Raw genomic sequence first — 18,011 nt, 5'->3', positions numbered from 1 at the left:
ACACCATTTTCAAATAATTTAACTGCTTTTTTCTTACTGAGTCTTTCTTCTTCACGAGCAAGTTCAGCAGAATTTTTCATTCCTAATTTATTTTCAAGCATAAAACTACCTCACTAATAATCATACATCTATTTTACCATACATAACTTTACTTATCAATAAAAATGAGATAAACAAAAAGACGAACAGAATAAACTGTTCGTCCTTTAAATTTAAGTTAATAACTAATACTGATTAGTTTAAGAATGCAGTTGTCTTTTGAATATCTGTTGCATCCTTAACATTAACATAACCATCTTTGTTATAGTCAGCTAACTTTAAGTTCAATTCAACTGTCATTTCAGCAGCATACTTTTGAATAGCCGTAGCGTCCTTAACATTTACAACACCATCACCGTTTACATCACCTAAGATACCGGTAGGTTCTGTTACTGTTGTAGCAGTAGTTGGTTTTGTTGTTGTAGTTACAGTAGTTGGTTTTGTAGTAGTTGTAACAGTTGTTGGCTTAGTTGTTGTAGTTACAGTAGTTGGTTCTGTAGTAGTTGTAACAGTTGTTGGCTTTGTTGTAGTTGTAACAGTAGGAGTTGTTGGTCTTGTTGGATCAGTAGAATCCAGAGTACCAATCTTAGCAAATGGAACTGTAATGTTATCAACGTCATCCTTTTCAGCTGATGTACTTGGGTCAGCTGAGTAGTCACCTGTTACATTATCTAGCATTGAAGGGTCGTGAGGAATACAGTCAAGAGCAGATTCACCACGAGTTGCAACTAGCATTGCACCGATACCGTTATTTGTTAGGTAGCTTGAGTCAATACCTAGAGTATCTAGAGGAATCTTGATTTCGTAGAATGAATCATACTTTGTATCGTGATTACCTGCAGAACCCTGGAATGTCTTGTAGTCAACCCAATCAGCACCGTCATTGTAACAATCCTGAGGGTCATCAGAAAAATTTAGACCAATGATAGAATCTGTGATACAAGTTGTTGCCATCTTGTATTCGATACCACCGGATTTAAAGTCTACCATACCGTCAGTATAGTTTGTGTTACCCTGTTCGTCAACTGCTGAGAACATAGCAGGTTTACCAAGACCCGGCTTACCACTCATATATAGAAGTCTGTCAACATGAGTTGTGAATTCAAGGCCCATCTTCTGACCCCAAATTGGATTACCACTTGTGTTCTTGTTAGACATCTTTGTTGAATTATTGTCAATGCTTAGAGCAAGGATTAGTGGAACATCAAGAACTCTACCACCATCAGATAGAGGACCGTCACCTGATCTAGCCCATGTATCAGTTGTGTTAACCATCTGCCAACCGATATATAGGTTATCGTCATCCCATGCACCATATAGAGAATATGTATCTAGTACACAGTTTTCGTGGCCACCTTTCCAGTGGTTAGCAACATCCCATGCAGCACCTTGAGCAATTAGCATATCATCTGACCAGTCACTTGCGTCACCGTCAATTGTGATAGATGCCTTTTTACCAACTTTACTGTTAGGGTTTGTTGCATATTTGCCTGTTTCAGCAGGTGTAGTAGAACCATCACTTCCACCACCACCCTGGCTTGATTCTTTCTTAGTTAGAGTGATTGACTGATTAGTTGTACCGTATTCGTTAGTAGCAGTAACAGAAATTGTTGTTGAAGTACCAACAGAAACGCCTTCACCGATTGTTACAGTTGTTTCACCTGAGAAAGAAACAGCACTGCCGTTGTCAATCTTGTATGAAGCACTTGTAGCTTTAGATGTTGTAATCTTAACATTTACAGTATTTGTGTATGTAGCACCGTCTTTCTTGTTGAAAGAAACAGTTGGTGGGTTTTCGCTACCTGCGTACTGTTCCCACTTGCCTGTTGACTTATCATAAAGCATATTAGCTCCCTGATAAACCAGGTTATCTGTCTGTCCGTTGCTATCGTTGAAAATAACATTTTCAAAAGAACCTGTTAGAGTGTAAGAATAAATATTATCCTCAACCTTTGTCATTGTTACACCAGGCCAAGCACCGTTGTTAGTTGTAGTACCACCTGAAGTAGTCCACATATAACATGTTGGGTTTGAGCCGGTTGTTCTTACATAAACTGTTTCACCGGATGCACCTGTTACAGCGTTAACTGTAAACGCAAATGCTGATGAAAGAATTGTAAGAGCTAGGATTATTGATAAAAATCCTTTTCGTTTCATTATATTTCCTCCTTGTAAATAAATTTACATTCCAATTATATCAAATAAATTTTAAAAAGTATATGAATAAATTATAAATAAATAAAAGGTATGCATAATTTGTTAATTATGCATACCTTTTATATGTCATATTTATATAATTTTACATAATATTTATGATTGAACAGATTTTTGCTTTTTGATACCATAAATTTTTCTAAGAACAACACCTAACACCTTTGGATTATCAATAACAATAACTTTCATACCACTACCTCCTACATAATGTACATGACAAAAGGATGATTATTAATGCACAACAGTCAGTTATTAACCAATAAGGAAAAATTGATGCTATCAGCAGTCCCAATGCAAAAGCAAAATAAATTTTCCTTTGTGTTCTCCAACATCTCATTTAATCACCCCTTAATAGATTATACAACTATTAGATTTTGGTGAATATTATTTTAAATAATCCATAAACCAAATATCATTTGTGGAAAAATCTTTCTTGTCTAAGTAACTTAAAATTCCACTATCTGTAGTAAAATCAAAAGCTAATTTATAACTATATAAACATTGCTTTGAAAGGGAATACTTTTGATTTAATTTTTTGTTGCCATATTTATTGTCACCTAAAATGGGACAACCTATTGAGGACATATGGGCTCTAATCTGATGAGTTCTGCCTGTTAAAAGTTCCACTTCACACAAGGTTAAGTTGTTGTTAGTTTCCAGAACAGAATACTTTGTTAAAATTTTCTTAGCTCCTTGTTTTTCATTTCTTAGAACAGTTACTTTATTAGTCTTTTCATTCTTAATTAAGTAATCCGAAAGAATTGCATTATCCTTTTTAGGTTTGTTAATAAGTAAGCAAAGATAGAATTTATGAAGCTCCCTATCTTTCATTTTTTGGTTAAGGATACGCAATGACTCTGCATTCTTAGCACCAATAACTATACCACCGGTATTTCTATCAATTCTATTTACAAGTGCCGGTGCAAAACAGTTTTCTTCCTTAGGATTATACTCACCATTATCGTAAAGGTAATGTTGAAGTCTAAGCAAAAGACAATCAAAATGATAAGACTTGTCCTGATGTACAATTACACCGGGTTTCTTATCCAATAGAATAATATTTTCATCTTCATAAATTATCTTTAAATTCTTCGGTGCTTTTAGAAATTCATAATTTTCTTCTTGTATATTATCAAAAAATTCATCCTTAATATAGAAAGTGAGAAGGTCGTTTTCTTTTAGCATAACTTCAGGAGTTGCTTTTTTGCCATTTACTTTCACACACTTTTTTCTAATATACATATAAGCCATTTTCTTAGGCATTGTTTTAAATTTCTTCAAGAGAAATTTATCCAGTCGCTGATTAGCGTCATTTTTCTTTACTACTAATTCTCTCATAATTACTTTTCAATACACATAAATGCACACATTGTACCACGATGACCGTTAGTTGCTCTATGACTCCATAATAAATCTGAGTTACACTTAGTGCATAGGTCTGACAATGTGATATTTTCTTCCTTTACTCCGGCTTTCATTACAATTTGCTTATTTGTTTCTAGCAGGTCAATCATATATTTTCCATCTTCCTTAGGGAAAATGAATTTTGAATTATCTAAGTCATTTAGTGCATAAAAATTATCTGCACAATCTTTATCCACTTCATAACAACACTTTGAAATTGCAGGACCGATACAAACAACAATATCCTTTGGATTACTACCATATAGGTTAGTCATTTTCTTAATTACTTCTTCACCGATTCTACCAACTGTACCACGCCAACCGGCATGGGCAAGCCCAATAGCTTTCTTCTCTTTATCAACAAAAAACAGTGGGGTACAATCTGCATAATGAGTTACAAGGGTAACACCCTTTTCATTTGTAATTAAAGCATCTACAGACTGAATATCCTTTTCTCTCCAAATGCCAATACCACATTCTTTCTTAGTTACAGGTCTGACAAATGTGTGGTGGTCTTGAGAAGAAGTTACAAGGCTATCATAATCAAAACCTACTGCATCGGAAAAGATTTTATAATTTTCAATTACATTTTCGGGCTTATCTCCCCTAGAAAAAGCAAAGTTCATTGAAGTCCATTCATCAGTACTTACACCACCATACTTAGTTGAAAAAGCATGACGAATAAAATCAATATTTGAAAGTACATTGTATGTTAAAAATGGTACACCTTTATTTTCGTTTAGTGTCATTGTTTTACTGTTAATTTTCATAATTTATCACCAAACATATTTTACAATATAATATTACCACTTGCAAGTATCATTAAATAAGTTTATAATAGTTATATAATATTGTAGAATAACTGAGGAATTATTATGAAATTATTTGGAAATAACATTGAAATTAAATGTGAATACTGTGCCAACAGTGCTGATGCACCAAGTGGTTACATTTGTACACTTAGAAAAAGTATTAAAAATGGTAAATGCAGAAAATTTAAATACAATCCTACCCTTAGAGTACCAAAAAGTACTGAAGCTTTACCTGAATTTAAAAAGGAAGATTTTAAAATCTAATTATTAAAACTAAATTAAAAAAATAAATGCTAAAGACTGTATCAAAAGTAGGTAAAGTCTTTAGCATTTTTTATTTTACACAAAAATAGTGGAGTTACATAACCCCACTATTTCTATAAGTTAATTAAATTTTGTGATTACAAATTTGCATAATCTAAGTTTTGTTATATTTCATTTTGGGATTTTTTATTTAAGATTTTTTATAAGAAGACCTAAATGAATGTTATTTGTAATACATAAAATCAATCTGACATAACAATTATTAATTAACTGTAAATGATAAACCAACTGGGAAAGAGGAAACCATTTTAACGGAATATTTTTGAATCAATGTTGCGTCTTTTACATTGATTTCACCATCACCGTTAACATCAGCAGACTTTGTCTGAATATCATTAAATGACACCTTACCGGCAACTACCTTTACAATTAATACTGCATCTTTAACATCAATTGTTTTGTCAAAATTAACATCACCATATAGATATGTTACTGATGGTTTAGTTGTAGTTGGCTTAGTAGGCTTAACAGGTTTGTACTCTTTCCAACTATTATTAGCTGAAAATAGCATTGATGCACCATTTAGAGAAAGTCCCGGTTCCATATCTGCCGGATAACGGTTGGTTGTAGCATTTTCATCTTCTGTAAAAATGACCTTACCGTTTTTAAAGCCTTCCGGAACAACAAGGCTATAGTAACCTGTACTACTATCCTTAGTCATCTTTGTACCCGGCCACGCTGCACTGCTTGCTGAGCCATTATCGCCACCGTAAATATAAACATATACTGATGACCAATTGTAAGATGAATTATCAAAATAAATTGTCTGTACTGAATTTGGATCAATTTTTGTAAAAGTATAACTTTCACTAGTAGTTTCGTTACCATCAGTGGCAGTTAAATCAATCGTATACTGTGTACCAAAATCATCACCGGCTCCAATTGAAATAGTCTTTGTGCCTGTATATGTTTCTATTGTGCCACCATTTATTTGGTATGTACCTGATGTTGCATTTTTTAAACCTAAGTCAAGTGAAAGACTATCTGTCTTAAAAGTACCACCTGTTTGTGAAATTGTGTTTCGTGGTATAACCTTTGCATTATAAATAACTGCAATACCGGATGAACCAATCTCACCCTTGATTTCATTTGAAGTTACTGTAAACTTATTACCTGAAACTTGATCGGTATATGTACCCGGCTTAGTTAAATTACCTGCATTTTCAACAGTAACACTACCACTGCCACTACCCTTTACAATTACTGCACCTTGTTCTCTTGTAACTACAGAACAATTATTTGACATTGCATAACTGTCTTTCTGACCAATCATAGCATTATGGAAACGGTTTACTTCTGCAACTTCATTACTTGTAAAGTGTGTTGAACCCTTTACACCTGCCTTAATATCAGTCTTAACTTTTGATGATGGTCTTGAGAAATACAGAGCTGTAATCTGGCTTCTACTAGCAGCAACAGCATAAGCCCTATCGATAACATTCTGGCTCATATCATTAGAGTAACCATAATCTTGATTGTTAGACCATGTATCATGGCTTTCGCCCCAATAGATAAGTTTATCGGCAGAAATACCCTTTGCTACCCAATTACCACCGGATTCCGGTGCTTTACCACTATTGAAAGAATCACGAAGTTCCTTACCGTAATTACTGTCAGTAACTGTCATATAATCTGTATATTCTTTCATTAAGCCTTCATTGCCGGTACTTCTGTCATCAGGACCAGTAAGAATTTCGCCATAGTGATATAAGCCTTGCTTTGTAACTGTTGGCCAAAAGTCACACTCTTCACTTGGAAGAGCAATATGCTTTGCAGCATCCCAACGGCAACCATCTACTCCAAGACTTTTTAGTTCATCAATATATTTAGCTACAACCTGCTGTACGTAACTATCTTCTGAATTAATGTCAGGCATACCGATTTCACCGTGAGTAACCTGCCATCTGTTTTTCCAGTCAATGCCACCACCAAATGTATGCCAATATTTTCTGTCTTTAAGGTCATTCTGAATATTAGAATGGTCACCTGCTAAGTGGTTAGCAACAACATCCACGATAACCTTAATGCCATATTTATGGGCTTCATCACAAAGTGACTTAAGATCTTCTTTAGTACCTAGATCATTAGTTTGTACTGAAAAACCCAGTGGTTGGTACAGCCAATACCAAATACCTGAAGCAATGCCCTTTTGAGCCGGTGAAGTTTGAATTGCTGAAAAACCCGCATCAGCAATATTCTTCAATTCAGCTTTAATGTCATTATACTTCCAGTTAAAGCAATGAAGAATTGTACCTTCTTGGATATTACTTGCTAATCCGTAACGGTTTGCACTTGTAGTTTCTGCTGATACACCTGCTTTTTCAGTTTTTGTAGAAATAGCAGATACCACAGGAATTGAAGTAGCTGTTAATACCATACAAACTGAAAGAATAAAACTAACAAGTTTCTTTTTGATTGTTTTGTTTTTTATCATAAAACTTTCCTCCCTTAGATGTTTTTTTATAATAAATTATAACAAATATCTATACTATATATTTCTTTAAAACAAGTAAATTATAAACAAACTGTAAATATACAAAAAAATTTTTTTCATAAAAAAAGTTATGCCAAATATATGACATAACTTTTAAATAACCTTTAAATAACTTTTAAATTATAAGAACACACTTAGGATTGATAATCGTTTCTTTGCTAACTGAATTGTTCGAGTTACTGTTGAAGGACAAACACCTAATTCCTTGGCAATTTGTTTCATAGGCTTTTTCTCAAAGTAGTGCATAATGACACATTTTCTTTGCTTTTCCGTTAGCATATTATCAATACCTACTTTCAGCATTTTCTTTATATTGTTTCTATCTTCTGTGTTTGAATAACCGGTTTGGTTATACAGATTATAAGCCAAAAGGTTTTCAAAATCTTCTGTCATATGTACTTGATTACGCAACAGACTCACCTACTAATTCATCTAAATCTTTAGCTTTTGATTTTAAAAGTCTAGCAGTTAGTCTACATTCATAATACATTGACTTTAGAATTTGTATTCTTCTGTTTATACTTTTTACCTCATCAAAATTCTTAGCTTTGTTAAGGTTATCCCTTTCCTTATCAATAATAGATTTTAGGTTTAGGGATTCTTTCTCATAGTTTTCTGACCATTCTCTATAATTCATACAATCACGTCCTAATAATATTAATTTATAATTTGCTAAATAGATTGGGGGTATTTGTTATTTAGCAATTATAATTGTAGCGATTGTTCACCATAATTGCAATAAAAATTAGAACATTTGTTCTAATTTTCTTTAATAAGTCCAAAATATAGGTCAGTAAATCAGTTATTATTCTTCTATAGAATTATTAACAGTAAAAAACAACTCCCACTTTATTAAGTGAGAGTTAAACATTATCTTAAATTTTAATTAAAGAACACACTTTAGGAAGTCAATTGTTCTTTCAGCTTGTGGATTTTCAAAAATATCCTCAGGTGTACCTTCTTCAACAATTACACCGTCACTCATAAAGATAACTCTATCGGCAACTTCTCTAGCAAAGCCCATTTCGTGAGTAACAACAACCATTGTCATACCGTCCTTTGCAAGGTTCTTCATAACATCAAGAACTTCACCAACCATTTCTGGGTCTAAAGCTGAAGTTGGTTCATCAAATAATAGAACCTCAGGTTCCATACACAATGCTCTAACAATAGCAACTCTCTGCTTTTGACCACCGGAAAGCTGACTTGGATAAGCATTTGCTCTATCAGCAAGTCCAACTCTTTCAAGTAATTCCATAGCTTTATTAGTTGCTTCTTCCTTAGACTTCTTTAGAAGTTTCATAGGCGCAATAGTCATATTCTTAAGAACATTCATATTGTCAAAAAGGTTAAAGTGCTGGAACACCATTCCCATCTTCTGTCTATGAAGATTAATATTATTCTTTGGATTGGTAATATCAACATCATCTAATAGGATTTTGCCTGATGTTGGGATTTCAAGTAGGTTAAGTGAACGAAGTAAAGTTGACTTACCACTACCGGATGGTCCGATAATAACAACAACTTCACCTCGGTTAATGTGGCAGTTTACACCATCAAGTGCCTTAACCTTGCCACCATTATAATGTTTCTTTAGGTTTTCAACCTTAATTAATACCTTATCTTTCATTCTTTCTTAACCTCTTTTCCAGTTTACCGACAAAGTAAGATAGAATCATAACCATTACAAGGTAAATAGCTGCAACAGTTAGTAGTGGAATATAGTAAGAATATGTTACACCTGCAATAACATTACCTGCCTTTGTAATATCAATAACACCAACATAACCTACAACTGATGTTTCCTTTAATAGTGCAATAAATTCGTTACAAAGTGTTGGTAGTACAGACTTAAACATTTGTGGCACAACAATATATCTCATAGTTTGGAAGTAGTTAAAACCTAAGCTACGACCGGCCTCAAACTGACCATTATCTATTGACATAATACCGGCTCTGAAAATTTCTGCAACATAAGCACCGGAGTTGATACCAAAAGCAAGCATACCAACAGGCACACCGTCTTTTGCTGAAACAAAAACAATGAAGTAAGCAATCATTAACTGAACTACTACAGGTGTACCACGAATAATTGTTAAATAAACTCTACAAATAGCATTCAAAACTGCAAGTATGTAGTAACCAATGCCACCACGCATTTTTAATGATTCTTTATTTTTATCAAAAGAGGAACGAATTGACGCAATAACTACGCCAATAACAATACCAATTACTAAAGCACCGGCTGTAATCAGTAAAGTGTTTTTTAGACCAGTTAGCATTTGTTGGTACCTATCTCCCTCAACAAATACAAACTTAAACTGGTCAATTAAGTTTTGAAACCAATTCACCTATTTCACCAAACCTTATTATAAAATAAACAAATAGGGGCAGTTAAACAACTGCCCCCTTAATTACAAAGTAATTAGTCAGCTTTGATATATTTATCAACAATCTTCTGAACTGTACCGTCTTTCTTAAGTTCCTTTAGAGCTTCGTTAACTTTCTTCTGAAGTTCTGAATTATCCTTAGAGAAACAAATTGCATAATCTTCTACTGCATAATCAGTATCAAGAATCTTTAATGCACTACCGTTAGCCTTTACATAAGCTTTAGCTGGTTCGTTATCAATAATAACACAATCAACCTTACCTACCTTTAGTGCATTAACTGCTGCGTTACCACTGTCAAACTTCTTAACATGGTCTGCACCATAAGCATCAGTAGCATAAAGGTCACCTGTTGTTGATGTCTGTACACCAATATTCTTGCCCTTGATGTCATCAAGAGATTTAATCTTAGAATCCTTAGTTACGATAACCTTCTGGATACCTGTAGCATAAGAATCAGAGAAGTTAACACTGTTCTTTCTTTCAGGTGTTACAGTCATACCTGCCATACCCATATCGTATTTGCCACTCTGTACACCGGGTACAATTGAGTCAAATTCAATATCAGCAATTTCAAGTTCAAGATTAAGTTTCTTTGCGATTTCACCTGCAATTTCAGCATCAATACCAATAACTTTCTTGCCTTCATAATATTCATATGGAGGGAAAGTAGCATTAGTAGCCATTGTTAGCTTACCTTCTGTTACAGTTTCAAGTCCGTCTTTTTTGTCATTGCTTGAGCTTCCACAACCTGCAAGTGCTACAACCAGCATTAGGCATGAAAGTACAAGAGCCAATACTTTTTTCATTGTTTTATCCTCCTATAATTAAACATAGTTTAAATGTACTATGTTAATTGTTGTTTGTCAAGAAAAACACAAAAATATTAATTATTTCATAATAATTTTTAGTATACTATACCTTTTCTTGTTTTTATTTATTATTGTTGTCATTTTCTTTAGCTTCAGGTGGTCGAGGAATTGTCAGCTTTTTGTTTACTGTTACACCCTCATAACGCAACTTACAAATTACTCTGGCAATAAATTCTTTGTTACATTTTTCGCAAACAAACTTTGCTCTAAATGAACGATTCTTCACTACCCAATCAGAAACCTGCTTTACTGCTGTATGACACTCAGGACAAGTAAAAGTCCAAAGTGACTTATCAATTAATGGATTTTCTATATCGGTAATAAATGTTGTTCTAAAAGTCATTTTCTTATAAAACTCTAGGTCACAATTACTGATATACTTTTTTATTTTTTCTTCATTATAACATTTTCTGAAACATAAAAGACTAAGCTCTGCATCAGTTAATGCTCTATGAAGGACTAAATCATTTCTATCTATATTCAATAAGTCAGCACAAGTGGATAATCCAAGTTGCTTACCCTTATCGTGAACACCTAAGGCAAATTCACAATAAATCTGCAAATCACAATACTTAGTTAAATATGGAGGTCTATCGTCACCAAAATAGTAACCATAGTTCTCCATTAATGCGTGAATGTCGCTATTGCCCCAAGTTAAGAGAACAGAATCTCCTAGAAATTCACCGAACTTCTCAGAAACATCAGCAAAAGTATTGTGGGCATCTTTCAATTCTTCATTTGTTATATTGGTAAGGGCTTTAATTCGTGAATTAAGTTTCTTGCCAATTGTAGGAGTAACCAGCATTGAAAAGGTGTCAATAATATTTAAGTTGCTGTCTGTTTTTACTGCACCAAATTCTATAATTTCGTTATAGAACTTTTTATCTCTCTTACTATAAGAGCCGTTCCATTCTAAATCAAGTATTACAAAATTCATTACTTCTTACGGTTTTGATTCTTCATTCTCTGTTCACGAGATAGAATCATCTTTCTCATACGGATATTTTTAGGTGTAACTTCAACTAGTTCATCATCACCGATAAATTCTAGGCACTGTTCAAGTGACATAATTGATGGTGGTGTTAGCTTTAGAGCATCATCAGAACCTGATGCACGAGTATTTGTCATATGCTTTTTCTTACATACATTAACTGTTAGGTCCTCAGCCTTTGGAGATGCACCAACAATCATACCTTCATATACAGGAACACCAGGACCAACAAATAGTCTGCCTCTTTCCTGAGCAGCATTTAGACCATAAGCAACTGTATCACCTGTTTCCCAAGCAATAAGTGAACCCTGATGACGAGTGATAATTTCACCCTTCCATGGTTCGTAAGCATCAAATACATGGTTCATAATACCGTTACCGTTTGTATCTGTTAGGAATTCAGGTCTGTAACCCATTAGACCTCTTGATGGAATTCTAAATTCAATATGAGTTGTACCACTACCGTTAGTATCCATATTAACAAGTTCAGCTTTTCTTGTACCTAGCTTTTCCATTACAGCACCAACATATTCGTCAGGTACTTCAATCATTAGAATTTCGACAGGTTCGTTACGAACACCATCAATTTCCTTAGTGATAACCTGTGGACGAGATACCTGGAATTCATAACCCTGTCTTCTCATTGTTTCAATAAGGATAGATAGGTGAAGTTCACCTCTACCTGAAACCTTAAATGTATCTGCTGAGTCAGTTTCTTCAACTCTTAAAGCAACATTAGTTTCAATTTCCTTAAATAGTCTGTCTCTAAGATTTCTTGATGTAACAAACTTACCTTCTCTACCTGCAAATGGTGAGTTGTTTACAATAAAGTTCATTGTAACTGTTGGTTCATCAATCTTAACAAATGGTAGTGGTTCTACACAATCATAAGAACAAAGTGTTTCACCAATGTTGATTGAGTTAATACCACTAACACAAATAAGGTCACCGTAAGTAGCAGTTTCTGTTTCTACTCTCTTTAGACCTTCATACTGATAAAGTTTCTGAATTCTAACATTCTGTCTTGTACCGTCAATACCACAAAGTACAGCACCCTGACCGTTCTTTACAGTACCTCTTTCAACTCTACCAACACCAATACGACCTACATAGTCATCATAGTCAATGTTAGAAATAAGAATCTGTAAGCCACCATCAGGATCACCCTCAGGAGCAGGGATTTCTTCAACAATTTCTTTAAATAGTGGTTGCATATCTGTACCCTTATTGTGTGGGTCAAGAGAAGCATAACCACCCTTTGCTGATGCATAAACTACAGGGAACTCAATCTGGTCTTCATCAGCACCAAGTTCGATAAATAGGTCAAGAACTTCGTCAACAACTTCTTCAGGACGACTTCCTTCTCTATCAATTTTATTTACAACAACTAAAGGCTTTTTCTTTAGACCAAGAGCCTTTTTCAAAACAAATCTTGTCTGAGGCATACAACCTTCAAATGCGTCAACTACCAATAAAACACCGTCAACCATTTGTAGGATACGCTCAACTTCACCACCAAAGTCTGCATGACCCGGTGTGTCAACAATATTGATTTTTGTATCGCCATACATAACAGATGTTGTCTTAGAAAGAATTGTAATACCTCTTTCTCTTTCGATGTCGTTACTATCCATAACTCTTTCGTCAACTACTTCGTTAGCACGGAATGTACCACTCTGCTTTAGCAGTTCATCAACAAGTGTTGTTTTACCATGGTCAACATGGGCAATAATAGCGATATTTCTTAGATTTTCTCTTGTAGCCATAATATCATTTCCTTACATTTAATTATCTTATATATTACATTTACCACAGTCGTTTATTATATCACAACCCAATTATAATTACAAACAAAAACGCAATTACTGTTATTTTGTAAAAAAAAGAAATAAATACACTCCTATATTTAGTAGAAATATTTAAATATTGTTATAAATTTAACATTGATAAAATCACAAATTTATTGTATAATTAAATTATATTTTATTCTTGTTATTAGAATTTTCTTACAATAAGGAGATTACGAGAAAATTTAACTAAAAGGAGACTAAAAACATGGGTTACACACTCGCAGAAAAAATCATTAAAGAACACATTGTTGACGGTGAAATGGTTAAAGGCACAGACATTGGCCTAAGAATTGACCAGACACTAACTCAAGATGCTACAGGTACAATGGCATACCTGGAATTTGAGGCAATGGGTGTTCCAAGAGTTAAAACAGAAAAGTCTGTTGCATATATTGACCATAATACTCTACAGACAGGTTTTGAAAATGCTGATGACCACAGATTTATTCAGTCTGTTTGTAAGAAACATGGTATCTACTTTAGCAAACCGGGTAATGGTATTTGTCACCAGGTACACCTAGAAAGATTCGGTAAGCCGGGTAAAACTCTTATCGGCTCTGACTCACACACACCAACAGGTGGTGGTATCGGTATGCTGGCTATGGGTGCCGGTGGACTTGATGTTGCAGTTGCTATGGGTGGTGGTGCTTACTACATCACAATGCCTAAGATGGTAAGAGTAAACCTAACAGGTAAACTTCAGCCTTGGGTTGCTGCTAAGGATATTATTCTTGAAGTTCTAAGAATTATGTCTGTTAAGGGTGGCGTTGGCAAGATTGTTGAATACGGTGGTGAAGGTGTTAAGACACTTTCAGTTCCTGAAAGAGCAACAATTACAAATATGGGTGCTGAGCTTGGTGCTACTACTTCTATCTTCCCTTCTGATGAACTAACTCGTCAGTTCCTAAAGGCTCAGGGCAGAGAAGAAGATTGGGTAGAACTAACTCCTGATGAAGATGCAGTTTATGATGAAGTTATTGATATTGATTTATCAACACTAAAGCCAATGGCTGCTTGTCCTCATTCTCCTGATAACATTAAGACTATTGAAAGTCTTGCAGGTCAAAAGGTTGACCAGGTTTGTATCGGTTCTTGTACAAACTCATCATACAGAGATTTAATGACAGTTGCTCACATTCTAAAGGGCAAAACAGTTGCAGAAAATGTTTCACTTGCAATTGCTCCGGGTTCAAAGCAAGTATTTAATATGTTAGCACTTAACGGTGCTTTAGGTGACTTAATTGCTGCCGGTGCAAGAATTCTTGAATCAGCTTGTGGTCCATGTATCGGTATGGGTCAGTCACCTAACTCAAAGGGTATTTCACTAAGAACATTTAACAGAAACTTCCTAGGTCGTTCAGGTACTAAGGATGGTCAGATTTATCTTGTATCTCCTGAAACTGCTGCTGTATCAGCACTGACAGGTGTATTTACTGACCCTACAACACTTGGTGAAGGTTACACAGTTGAAATGCCTGAAAAGTTCCTTATCAATGACAATATGGTTATTGATCCTGCTCCTGTTGAAGAAATGGACAACATTGAAGTACTAAGAGGACCAAACATTAAGCCTTTCCCTGAAACAACTCCACTGGAAGAAACAATCAATGCTACTTGTGCATTAAAGGTTGAGGACAACATTACAACTGACCACATTATGCCAGCAGGTGCAAAGATTCTTCCTCTTCGTTCAAATATTCCGGCTATCAGTCAGCATTGCTTTACTGTATGTGACCCTGAGTTCCCTAAGAGAGCAAAAGAACTAGGTTCATCAATTATTGTTGGTGGTGCTAACTACGGTCAGGGTTCTTCAAGAGAACATGCAGCACTTGCACCTCTATACCTAGGTGTTAAGGCAGTACTTGTTAAGTCATTTGCAAGAATTCACAGAGCTAACCTAATCAATGCCGGTATTCTACCACTAGAATTCTGTAATGAAGCTGACTATGACAAGATTAACCTAAATGACGAAATCACACTACCTGATGTTAAGGATATTATCGCTAATGGTGGAGATGTTAAGGTTGTTAACAAAACTACCGGTGAAGAAATTATGGCTAAGTGTGAACTAACAGATAGAACAAAGGCAATTATCATTGCCGGTGGTCTACTAAACTACACAAAAGAAAACGGCTAATTGTACATATTGAAAACCTATTTTCTAAGGAAGATAGGTTTTCATTAAACTATAAATACATAAGAAGGAGAATTACTATGGCTAAAATTCCTATGACCACTCCATTAGTTGAGATGGATGGCGACGAAATGACAAGAATCATTTGGAAAATGATTAAGGATATTCTTATCACTCCATATGTTGACCTAAAGACAGAATACTATGACCTAGGTCTTGAAAACAGAAATGCTACTAATGACCAGGTAACTATTGATTCAGCAGAAGCAACTAAGAAATACGGTGTTGCAGTTAAGTGTGCTACAATCACACCTAACGCTGCAAGAATGACAGAATATGACCTAAAAGAAATGTGGAAGTCACCTAACGGTACAATCAGAGCAATTCTAGACGGTACAGTATTCCGTTCACCTATTATTGTTAAGGGTATTACACCATATATTCCAACATGGAAAAAGCCAATCACTATCGCAAGACATGCTTACGGTGATGTTTATAAGAATACTGAAATGGTTGTTAAGGGTGGTTCAAAGGCTGAACTTCTTGTTACTAAGCCTGACGGCACAACTGAAACTTCACTAATTCACGACTTTAAGGGTGACGGTGTTATTCAGGGTATGCACAACCTAGACAGCTCAATTTCTTCTTTTGCAAGAGCATGTTTCAACTATGCACTTGACCTAAAGCAAGACATTTGGTTTGCTACTAAGGATACAATCAGCAAGAAGTATGACCACACATTTAAGGATATTTTCCAGGAAATCTTTGACAATGAATACAAAGAAAAATTTGAAGAAGCAGGTATTGAATACTTCTACACACTAATTGATGATGCTGTTGCAAGAGTTATCCGTTCAGAAGGTGGCTATATTTGGGCTTGTAAGAACTACGATGGTGATGTTATGAGTGATATGATTGCTACTGCATTTGGTTCACTGGCTATGATGACATCAGTACTAGTTTCTCCTGAAGGTATTTATGAATATGAAGCAGCTCACGGTACTGTTCAGCGTCACTACTACAAGCACTTAAAGGGTGAAGAAACATCAACAAACAGTGTTGCTACACTATTTGCTTGGACCGGTGCATTACGCAAGAGAGGCGAACTAGACTCTATTCCGGAACTATGTGACTTTGCTGATAAGCTTGAAAAAGCTACAATCAAAACTATTGAAGACGGTGTAATGACAGGTGACCTTTACCTACTATCTACTCTTGAAAACAAGAAGAAAGTAAACACAGAGGAATTCCTTGTTGCTGTTAACGAAAGACTAAAGGCAATTCTTTAATTGAAAGGTGGCATTAGTAGTGCCAAAAAGTAATAAGATTTCTATGTCTGTTATCAGAAGACTTCCCAGATATTACAGATTTATCTCGGAACTTGCTGACAACGGAGAGCAGAGAATAAGCTCAGGTAAACTTGCTGAACTGATGAATGTTACTGCCAGTCAGATTAGACAGGACTTTAACTGCTTTGGTGGTTTTGGTCAGCAAGGTTATGGATACAGTATCTCGTATCTAAAAAGTGAAATGGAAAACATCCTTGGACTTAACAAGGTAAACAATGCTATTATTCTTGGTGCTGGTAACCTTGGTAAAGCAGTTGCACTTCACATTAACTTTGCTGAAAGAGGCTTTAATATTAAGGGTATCTTTGAGACTAACCCTAATATTATCGGTACAAAGATTAATGATATTGAGGTTATGTCTGAGTCACAAGTTGATGAATTTATCAAGAACAATGATATTTCAATAGCTATGCTATGTATTCCAAGACAAAGTGTTGCAACTATTATTGACAGACTTTATAGCTGTGGAATTAAGGCATATTGGAATTTCTCTCACTTTGATATTGCCAGAAAATACAGTGATACTGTTGTTGAAAATGTTCATATGACAGATAGCTTAATGACTCTCTCATATAGAATGAACGAAAAATTAAAATCAGAAGAAAAAACTGAAGAATAATTATTAGGGCAGAAATTAATTTTCTGCCCTATTTTTCTGCAACACAAAGCCTCCTACAGTATAACTATAGGAGGCTATGTTTATTTGGCTATGAATTTTACATTTTTTGGAGCTTTTCCATTACTTTTAATTAGCTTTTTGTATTTCTTTAGTTTACTCTTTGGCACAGTAAACTTTGCTTTTGAATAAATTTTAGAAAATGCTGATTTCCCTACTTTACTCAGCTTAGTTGATTTTATGCTTACTGACTTTAACTTTCTGTTGTTATTAAATGCACTATCTCCTATTGATTTTAGATTTTTGCCTAGAGTGATACTCTCTAACCTTGTACAATCTTTAAAATCATATTTTCCAACATTAGCTAAAGAAGATGATGTTATTTTCTTTAGCTTAACACACTTTTCAAATGTACCACGATAATAATACTTTCTCTTAACCTTTATAGGAAAATCTTCTGTTCCTTCATTTAGAAGTTTAAATTGTGTCCATTTTGTTGTTTGCAGATTACGCAACTTTGGC

The 18,011-nt window shown here is 34.7% G+C and carries 17 protein-coding genes; 4 read left to right on the top strand and 13 right to left on the bottom strand.

From position 1 onward, the window contains the following. Positions 1 to 234: 234 nt before the first annotated feature. From WMO18_RS08935 to pgeF, 4 genes are all read right to left on the bottom strand, one after another. The gene (locus WMO18_RS08935; protein WP_367286552.1) at positions 235 to 2,196 is read right to left on the bottom strand and encodes a starch-binding protein; all 1,962 of its coding nucleotides are present in this window, start codon (positions 2,194 to 2,196) and stop codon (positions 235 to 237) included. Positions 2,197 to 2,349: 153 nt separating this feature from the next. Further along, complete coding sequence (gene spoVM, locus WMO18_RS08930) at positions 2,350 to 2,442, bottom strand: stage V sporulation protein SpoVM (protein WP_211148474.1); 93 nt, start codon at positions 2,440 to 2,442, stop codon at positions 2,350 to 2,352. A 195-nt stretch (positions 2,443 to 2,637) separates the two neighbouring features. After that, complete coding sequence (locus WMO18_RS08925) at positions 2,638 to 3,591, bottom strand: RluA family pseudouridine synthase (RefSeq protein WP_211148473.1); 954 nt, start codon at positions 3,589 to 3,591, stop codon at positions 2,638 to 2,640. Positions 3,592 to 3,593: 2 nt separating this feature from the next. Beyond that, positions 3,594 to 4,427: a peptidoglycan editing factor PgeF gene (pgeF, locus tag WMO18_RS08920; RefSeq protein WP_211148472.1), complete on the bottom strand. Its 834-nt coding sequence runs from the start codon at positions 4,425 to 4,427 to the stop codon at positions 3,594 to 3,596. Positions 4,428 to 4,532: 105 nt separating this feature from the next. On the opposite strand from pgeF, the gene WMO18_RS08915 reads away from it, so the two are divergent. Further along, positions 4,533 to 4,733 (top strand): hypothetical protein, encoded by a 201-nt coding sequence (locus tag WMO18_RS08915; RefSeq protein WP_022506374.1) that lies wholly within the window; start codon positions 4,533 to 4,535, stop codon positions 4,731 to 4,733. Between the two features lie 262 nt (positions 4,734 to 4,995). Here WMO18_RS08915 and WMO18_RS08910 read toward each other — a convergent pair whose 3' ends face one another. The 8 genes from WMO18_RS08910 to typA all read right to left on the bottom strand — a co-directional run bounded on the left by WMO18_RS08910 (position 4,996) and on the right by typA (position 13,306). Next, positions 4,996 to 7,227 (bottom strand): alpha-amylase family glycosyl hydrolase, encoded by a 2,232-nt coding sequence (locus WMO18_RS08910; protein ID WP_211148065.1) that lies wholly within the window; start codon positions 7,225 to 7,227, stop codon positions 4,996 to 4,998. Positions 7,228 to 7,407: 180 nt separating this feature from the next. Then, positions 7,408 to 7,698: a sigma factor-like helix-turn-helix DNA-binding protein gene (locus WMO18_RS08905; protein ID WP_294669662.1), complete on the bottom strand. Its 291-nt coding sequence runs from the start codon at positions 7,696 to 7,698 to the stop codon at positions 7,408 to 7,410. Beyond that, positions 7,691 to 7,924 (bottom strand): hypothetical protein, encoded by a 234-nt coding sequence (locus tag WMO18_RS08900; RefSeq protein WP_211148066.1) that lies wholly within the window; start codon positions 7,922 to 7,924, stop codon positions 7,691 to 7,693. The genes WMO18_RS08905 and WMO18_RS08900 overlap by 8 nt, the downstream gene beginning before the upstream one ends. 249 nt (positions 7,925 to 8,173) lie before the next feature. After that, entirely contained in the window at positions 8,174 to 8,917 is a 744-nt protein-coding gene (locus WMO18_RS08895; RefSeq protein WP_211148067.1) for an amino acid ABC transporter ATP-binding protein, read from the bottom strand. Then, on the bottom strand, positions 8,907 to 9,569 hold the full coding sequence (locus WMO18_RS08890) for an amino acid ABC transporter permease (protein WP_022506370.1): 663 nt from the start codon (positions 9,567 to 9,569) through the stop codon (positions 8,907 to 8,909). The genes WMO18_RS08895 and WMO18_RS08890 overlap by 11 nt, the downstream gene beginning before the upstream one ends. A 143-nt stretch (positions 9,570 to 9,712) precedes the next feature. Continuing rightward, positions 9,713 to 10,486, bottom strand: a complete 774-nt coding sequence (locus tag WMO18_RS08885; protein ID WP_211148068.1) for a basic amino acid ABC transporter substrate-binding protein — start codon at positions 10,484 to 10,486, stop codon at positions 9,713 to 9,715. A gap of 124 nt (positions 10,487 to 10,610) precedes the next feature. Continuing rightward, positions 10,611 to 11,486 (bottom strand): 3'-5' exonuclease, encoded by an 876-nt coding sequence (locus tag WMO18_RS08880; RefSeq protein ID WP_211148069.1) that lies wholly within the window; start codon positions 11,484 to 11,486, stop codon positions 10,611 to 10,613. Then, on the bottom strand, positions 11,486 to 13,306 hold the full coding sequence (typA, locus tag WMO18_RS08875) for a translational GTPase TypA (RefSeq protein WP_211148070.1): 1,821 nt from the start codon (positions 13,304 to 13,306) through the stop codon (positions 11,486 to 11,488). The genes WMO18_RS08880 and typA overlap by 1 nt, the downstream gene beginning before the upstream one ends. Positions 13,307 to 13,595: 289 nt before the next feature. Between typA and WMO18_RS08870 the strand changes: the two genes are divergently transcribed. The 3 genes from WMO18_RS08870 to WMO18_RS08860 all read left to right on the top strand — a co-directional run bounded on the left by WMO18_RS08870 (position 13,596) and on the right by WMO18_RS08860 (position 17,492). Beyond that, positions 13,596 to 15,527: an aconitate hydratase gene (locus tag WMO18_RS08870; RefSeq protein WP_138157488.1), complete on the top strand. Its 1,932-nt coding sequence runs from the start codon at positions 13,596 to 13,598 to the stop codon at positions 15,525 to 15,527. Positions 15,528 to 15,604: 77 nt separating this feature from the next. After that, a complete protein-coding gene (locus WMO18_RS08865) occupies positions 15,605 to 16,813 on the top strand; it encodes an NADP-dependent isocitrate dehydrogenase (protein WP_211148071.1) in 1,209 nt (402 codons plus the stop codon). Between the two features lie 19 nt (positions 16,814 to 16,832). Next, the gene (locus WMO18_RS08860; protein WP_211148072.1) at positions 16,833 to 17,492 is read left to right on the top strand and encodes a redox-sensing transcriptional repressor Rex; all 660 of its coding nucleotides are present in this window, start codon (positions 16,833 to 16,835) and stop codon (positions 17,490 to 17,492) included. An 80-nt stretch (positions 17,493 to 17,572) separates the two neighbouring features. Here WMO18_RS08860 and WMO18_RS08855 read toward each other — a convergent pair. After that, positions 17,573 to 18,011: leucine-rich repeat protein (locus WMO18_RS08855; RefSeq protein WP_367286551.1), on the bottom strand; the 439-nt coding region annotated here is incomplete at its 5' end.

It is taken from the genome of Ruminococcoides intestinihominis, from assembly GCF_040096285.1.
GTDB classification, from domain to species: Bacteria; Bacillota; Clostridia; order Oscillospirales; family Acutalibacteraceae; genus Ruminococcoides; species Ruminococcoides intestinihominis.
This window is presented reverse-complemented; position numbering and strand designations above follow the sequence as displayed.

Coding starts and splice junctions, on each gene's coding strand:
- WMO18_RS08865 (WP_211148071.1), top strand. CDS start 15,605: ATGGCTAAAATTCCTATGACCACTCCATTAGTTGAGATGGATGGCGAC.
- pgeF (WP_211148472.1), bottom strand. CDS start 4,427: ATGAAAATTAACAGTAAAACAATGACACTAAACGAAAATAAAGGTGTA.
- WMO18_RS08885 (WP_211148068.1), bottom strand. CDS start 10,486: ATGAAAAAAGTATTGGCTCTTGTACTTTCATGCCTAATGCTGGTTGTA.
- WMO18_RS08880 (WP_211148069.1), bottom strand. CDS start 11,486: ATGAATTTTGTAATACTTGATTTAGAATGGAACGGCTCTTATAGTAAG.
- typA (WP_211148070.1), bottom strand. CDS start 13,306: ATGGCTACAAGAGAAAATCTAAGAAATATCGCTATTATTGCCCATGTT.
- WMO18_RS08910 (WP_211148065.1), bottom strand. CDS start 7,227: ATGATAAAAAACAAAACAATCAAAAAGAAACTTGTTAGTTTTATTCTT.
- WMO18_RS08890 (WP_022506370.1), bottom strand. CDS start 9,569: ATGCTAACTGGTCTAAAAAACACTTTACTGATTACAGCCGGTGCTTTA.
- WMO18_RS08900 (WP_211148066.1), bottom strand. CDS start 7,924: ATGAATTATAGAGAATGGTCAGAAAACTATGAGAAAGAATCCCTAAAC.
- WMO18_RS08935 (WP_367286552.1), bottom strand. CDS start 2,196: ATGAAACGAAAAGGATTTTTATCAATAATCCTAGCTCTTACAATTCTT.
- spoVM (WP_211148474.1), bottom strand. CDS start 2,442: ATGAAAGTTATTGTTATTGATAATCCAAAGGTGTTAGGTGTTGTTCTT.
- WMO18_RS08870 (WP_138157488.1), top strand. CDS start 13,596: ATGGGTTACACACTCGCAGAAAAAATCATTAAAGAACACATTGTTGAC.
- WMO18_RS08895 (WP_211148067.1), bottom strand. CDS start 8,917: ATGAAAGATAAGGTATTAATTAAGGTTGAAAACCTAAAGAAACATTAT.
- WMO18_RS08915 (WP_022506374.1), top strand. CDS start 4,533: ATGAAATTATTTGGAAATAACATTGAAATTAAATGTGAATACTGTGCC.
- WMO18_RS08925 (WP_211148473.1), bottom strand. CDS start 3,591: ATGAGAGAATTAGTAGTAAAGAAAAATGACGCTAATCAGCGACTGGAT.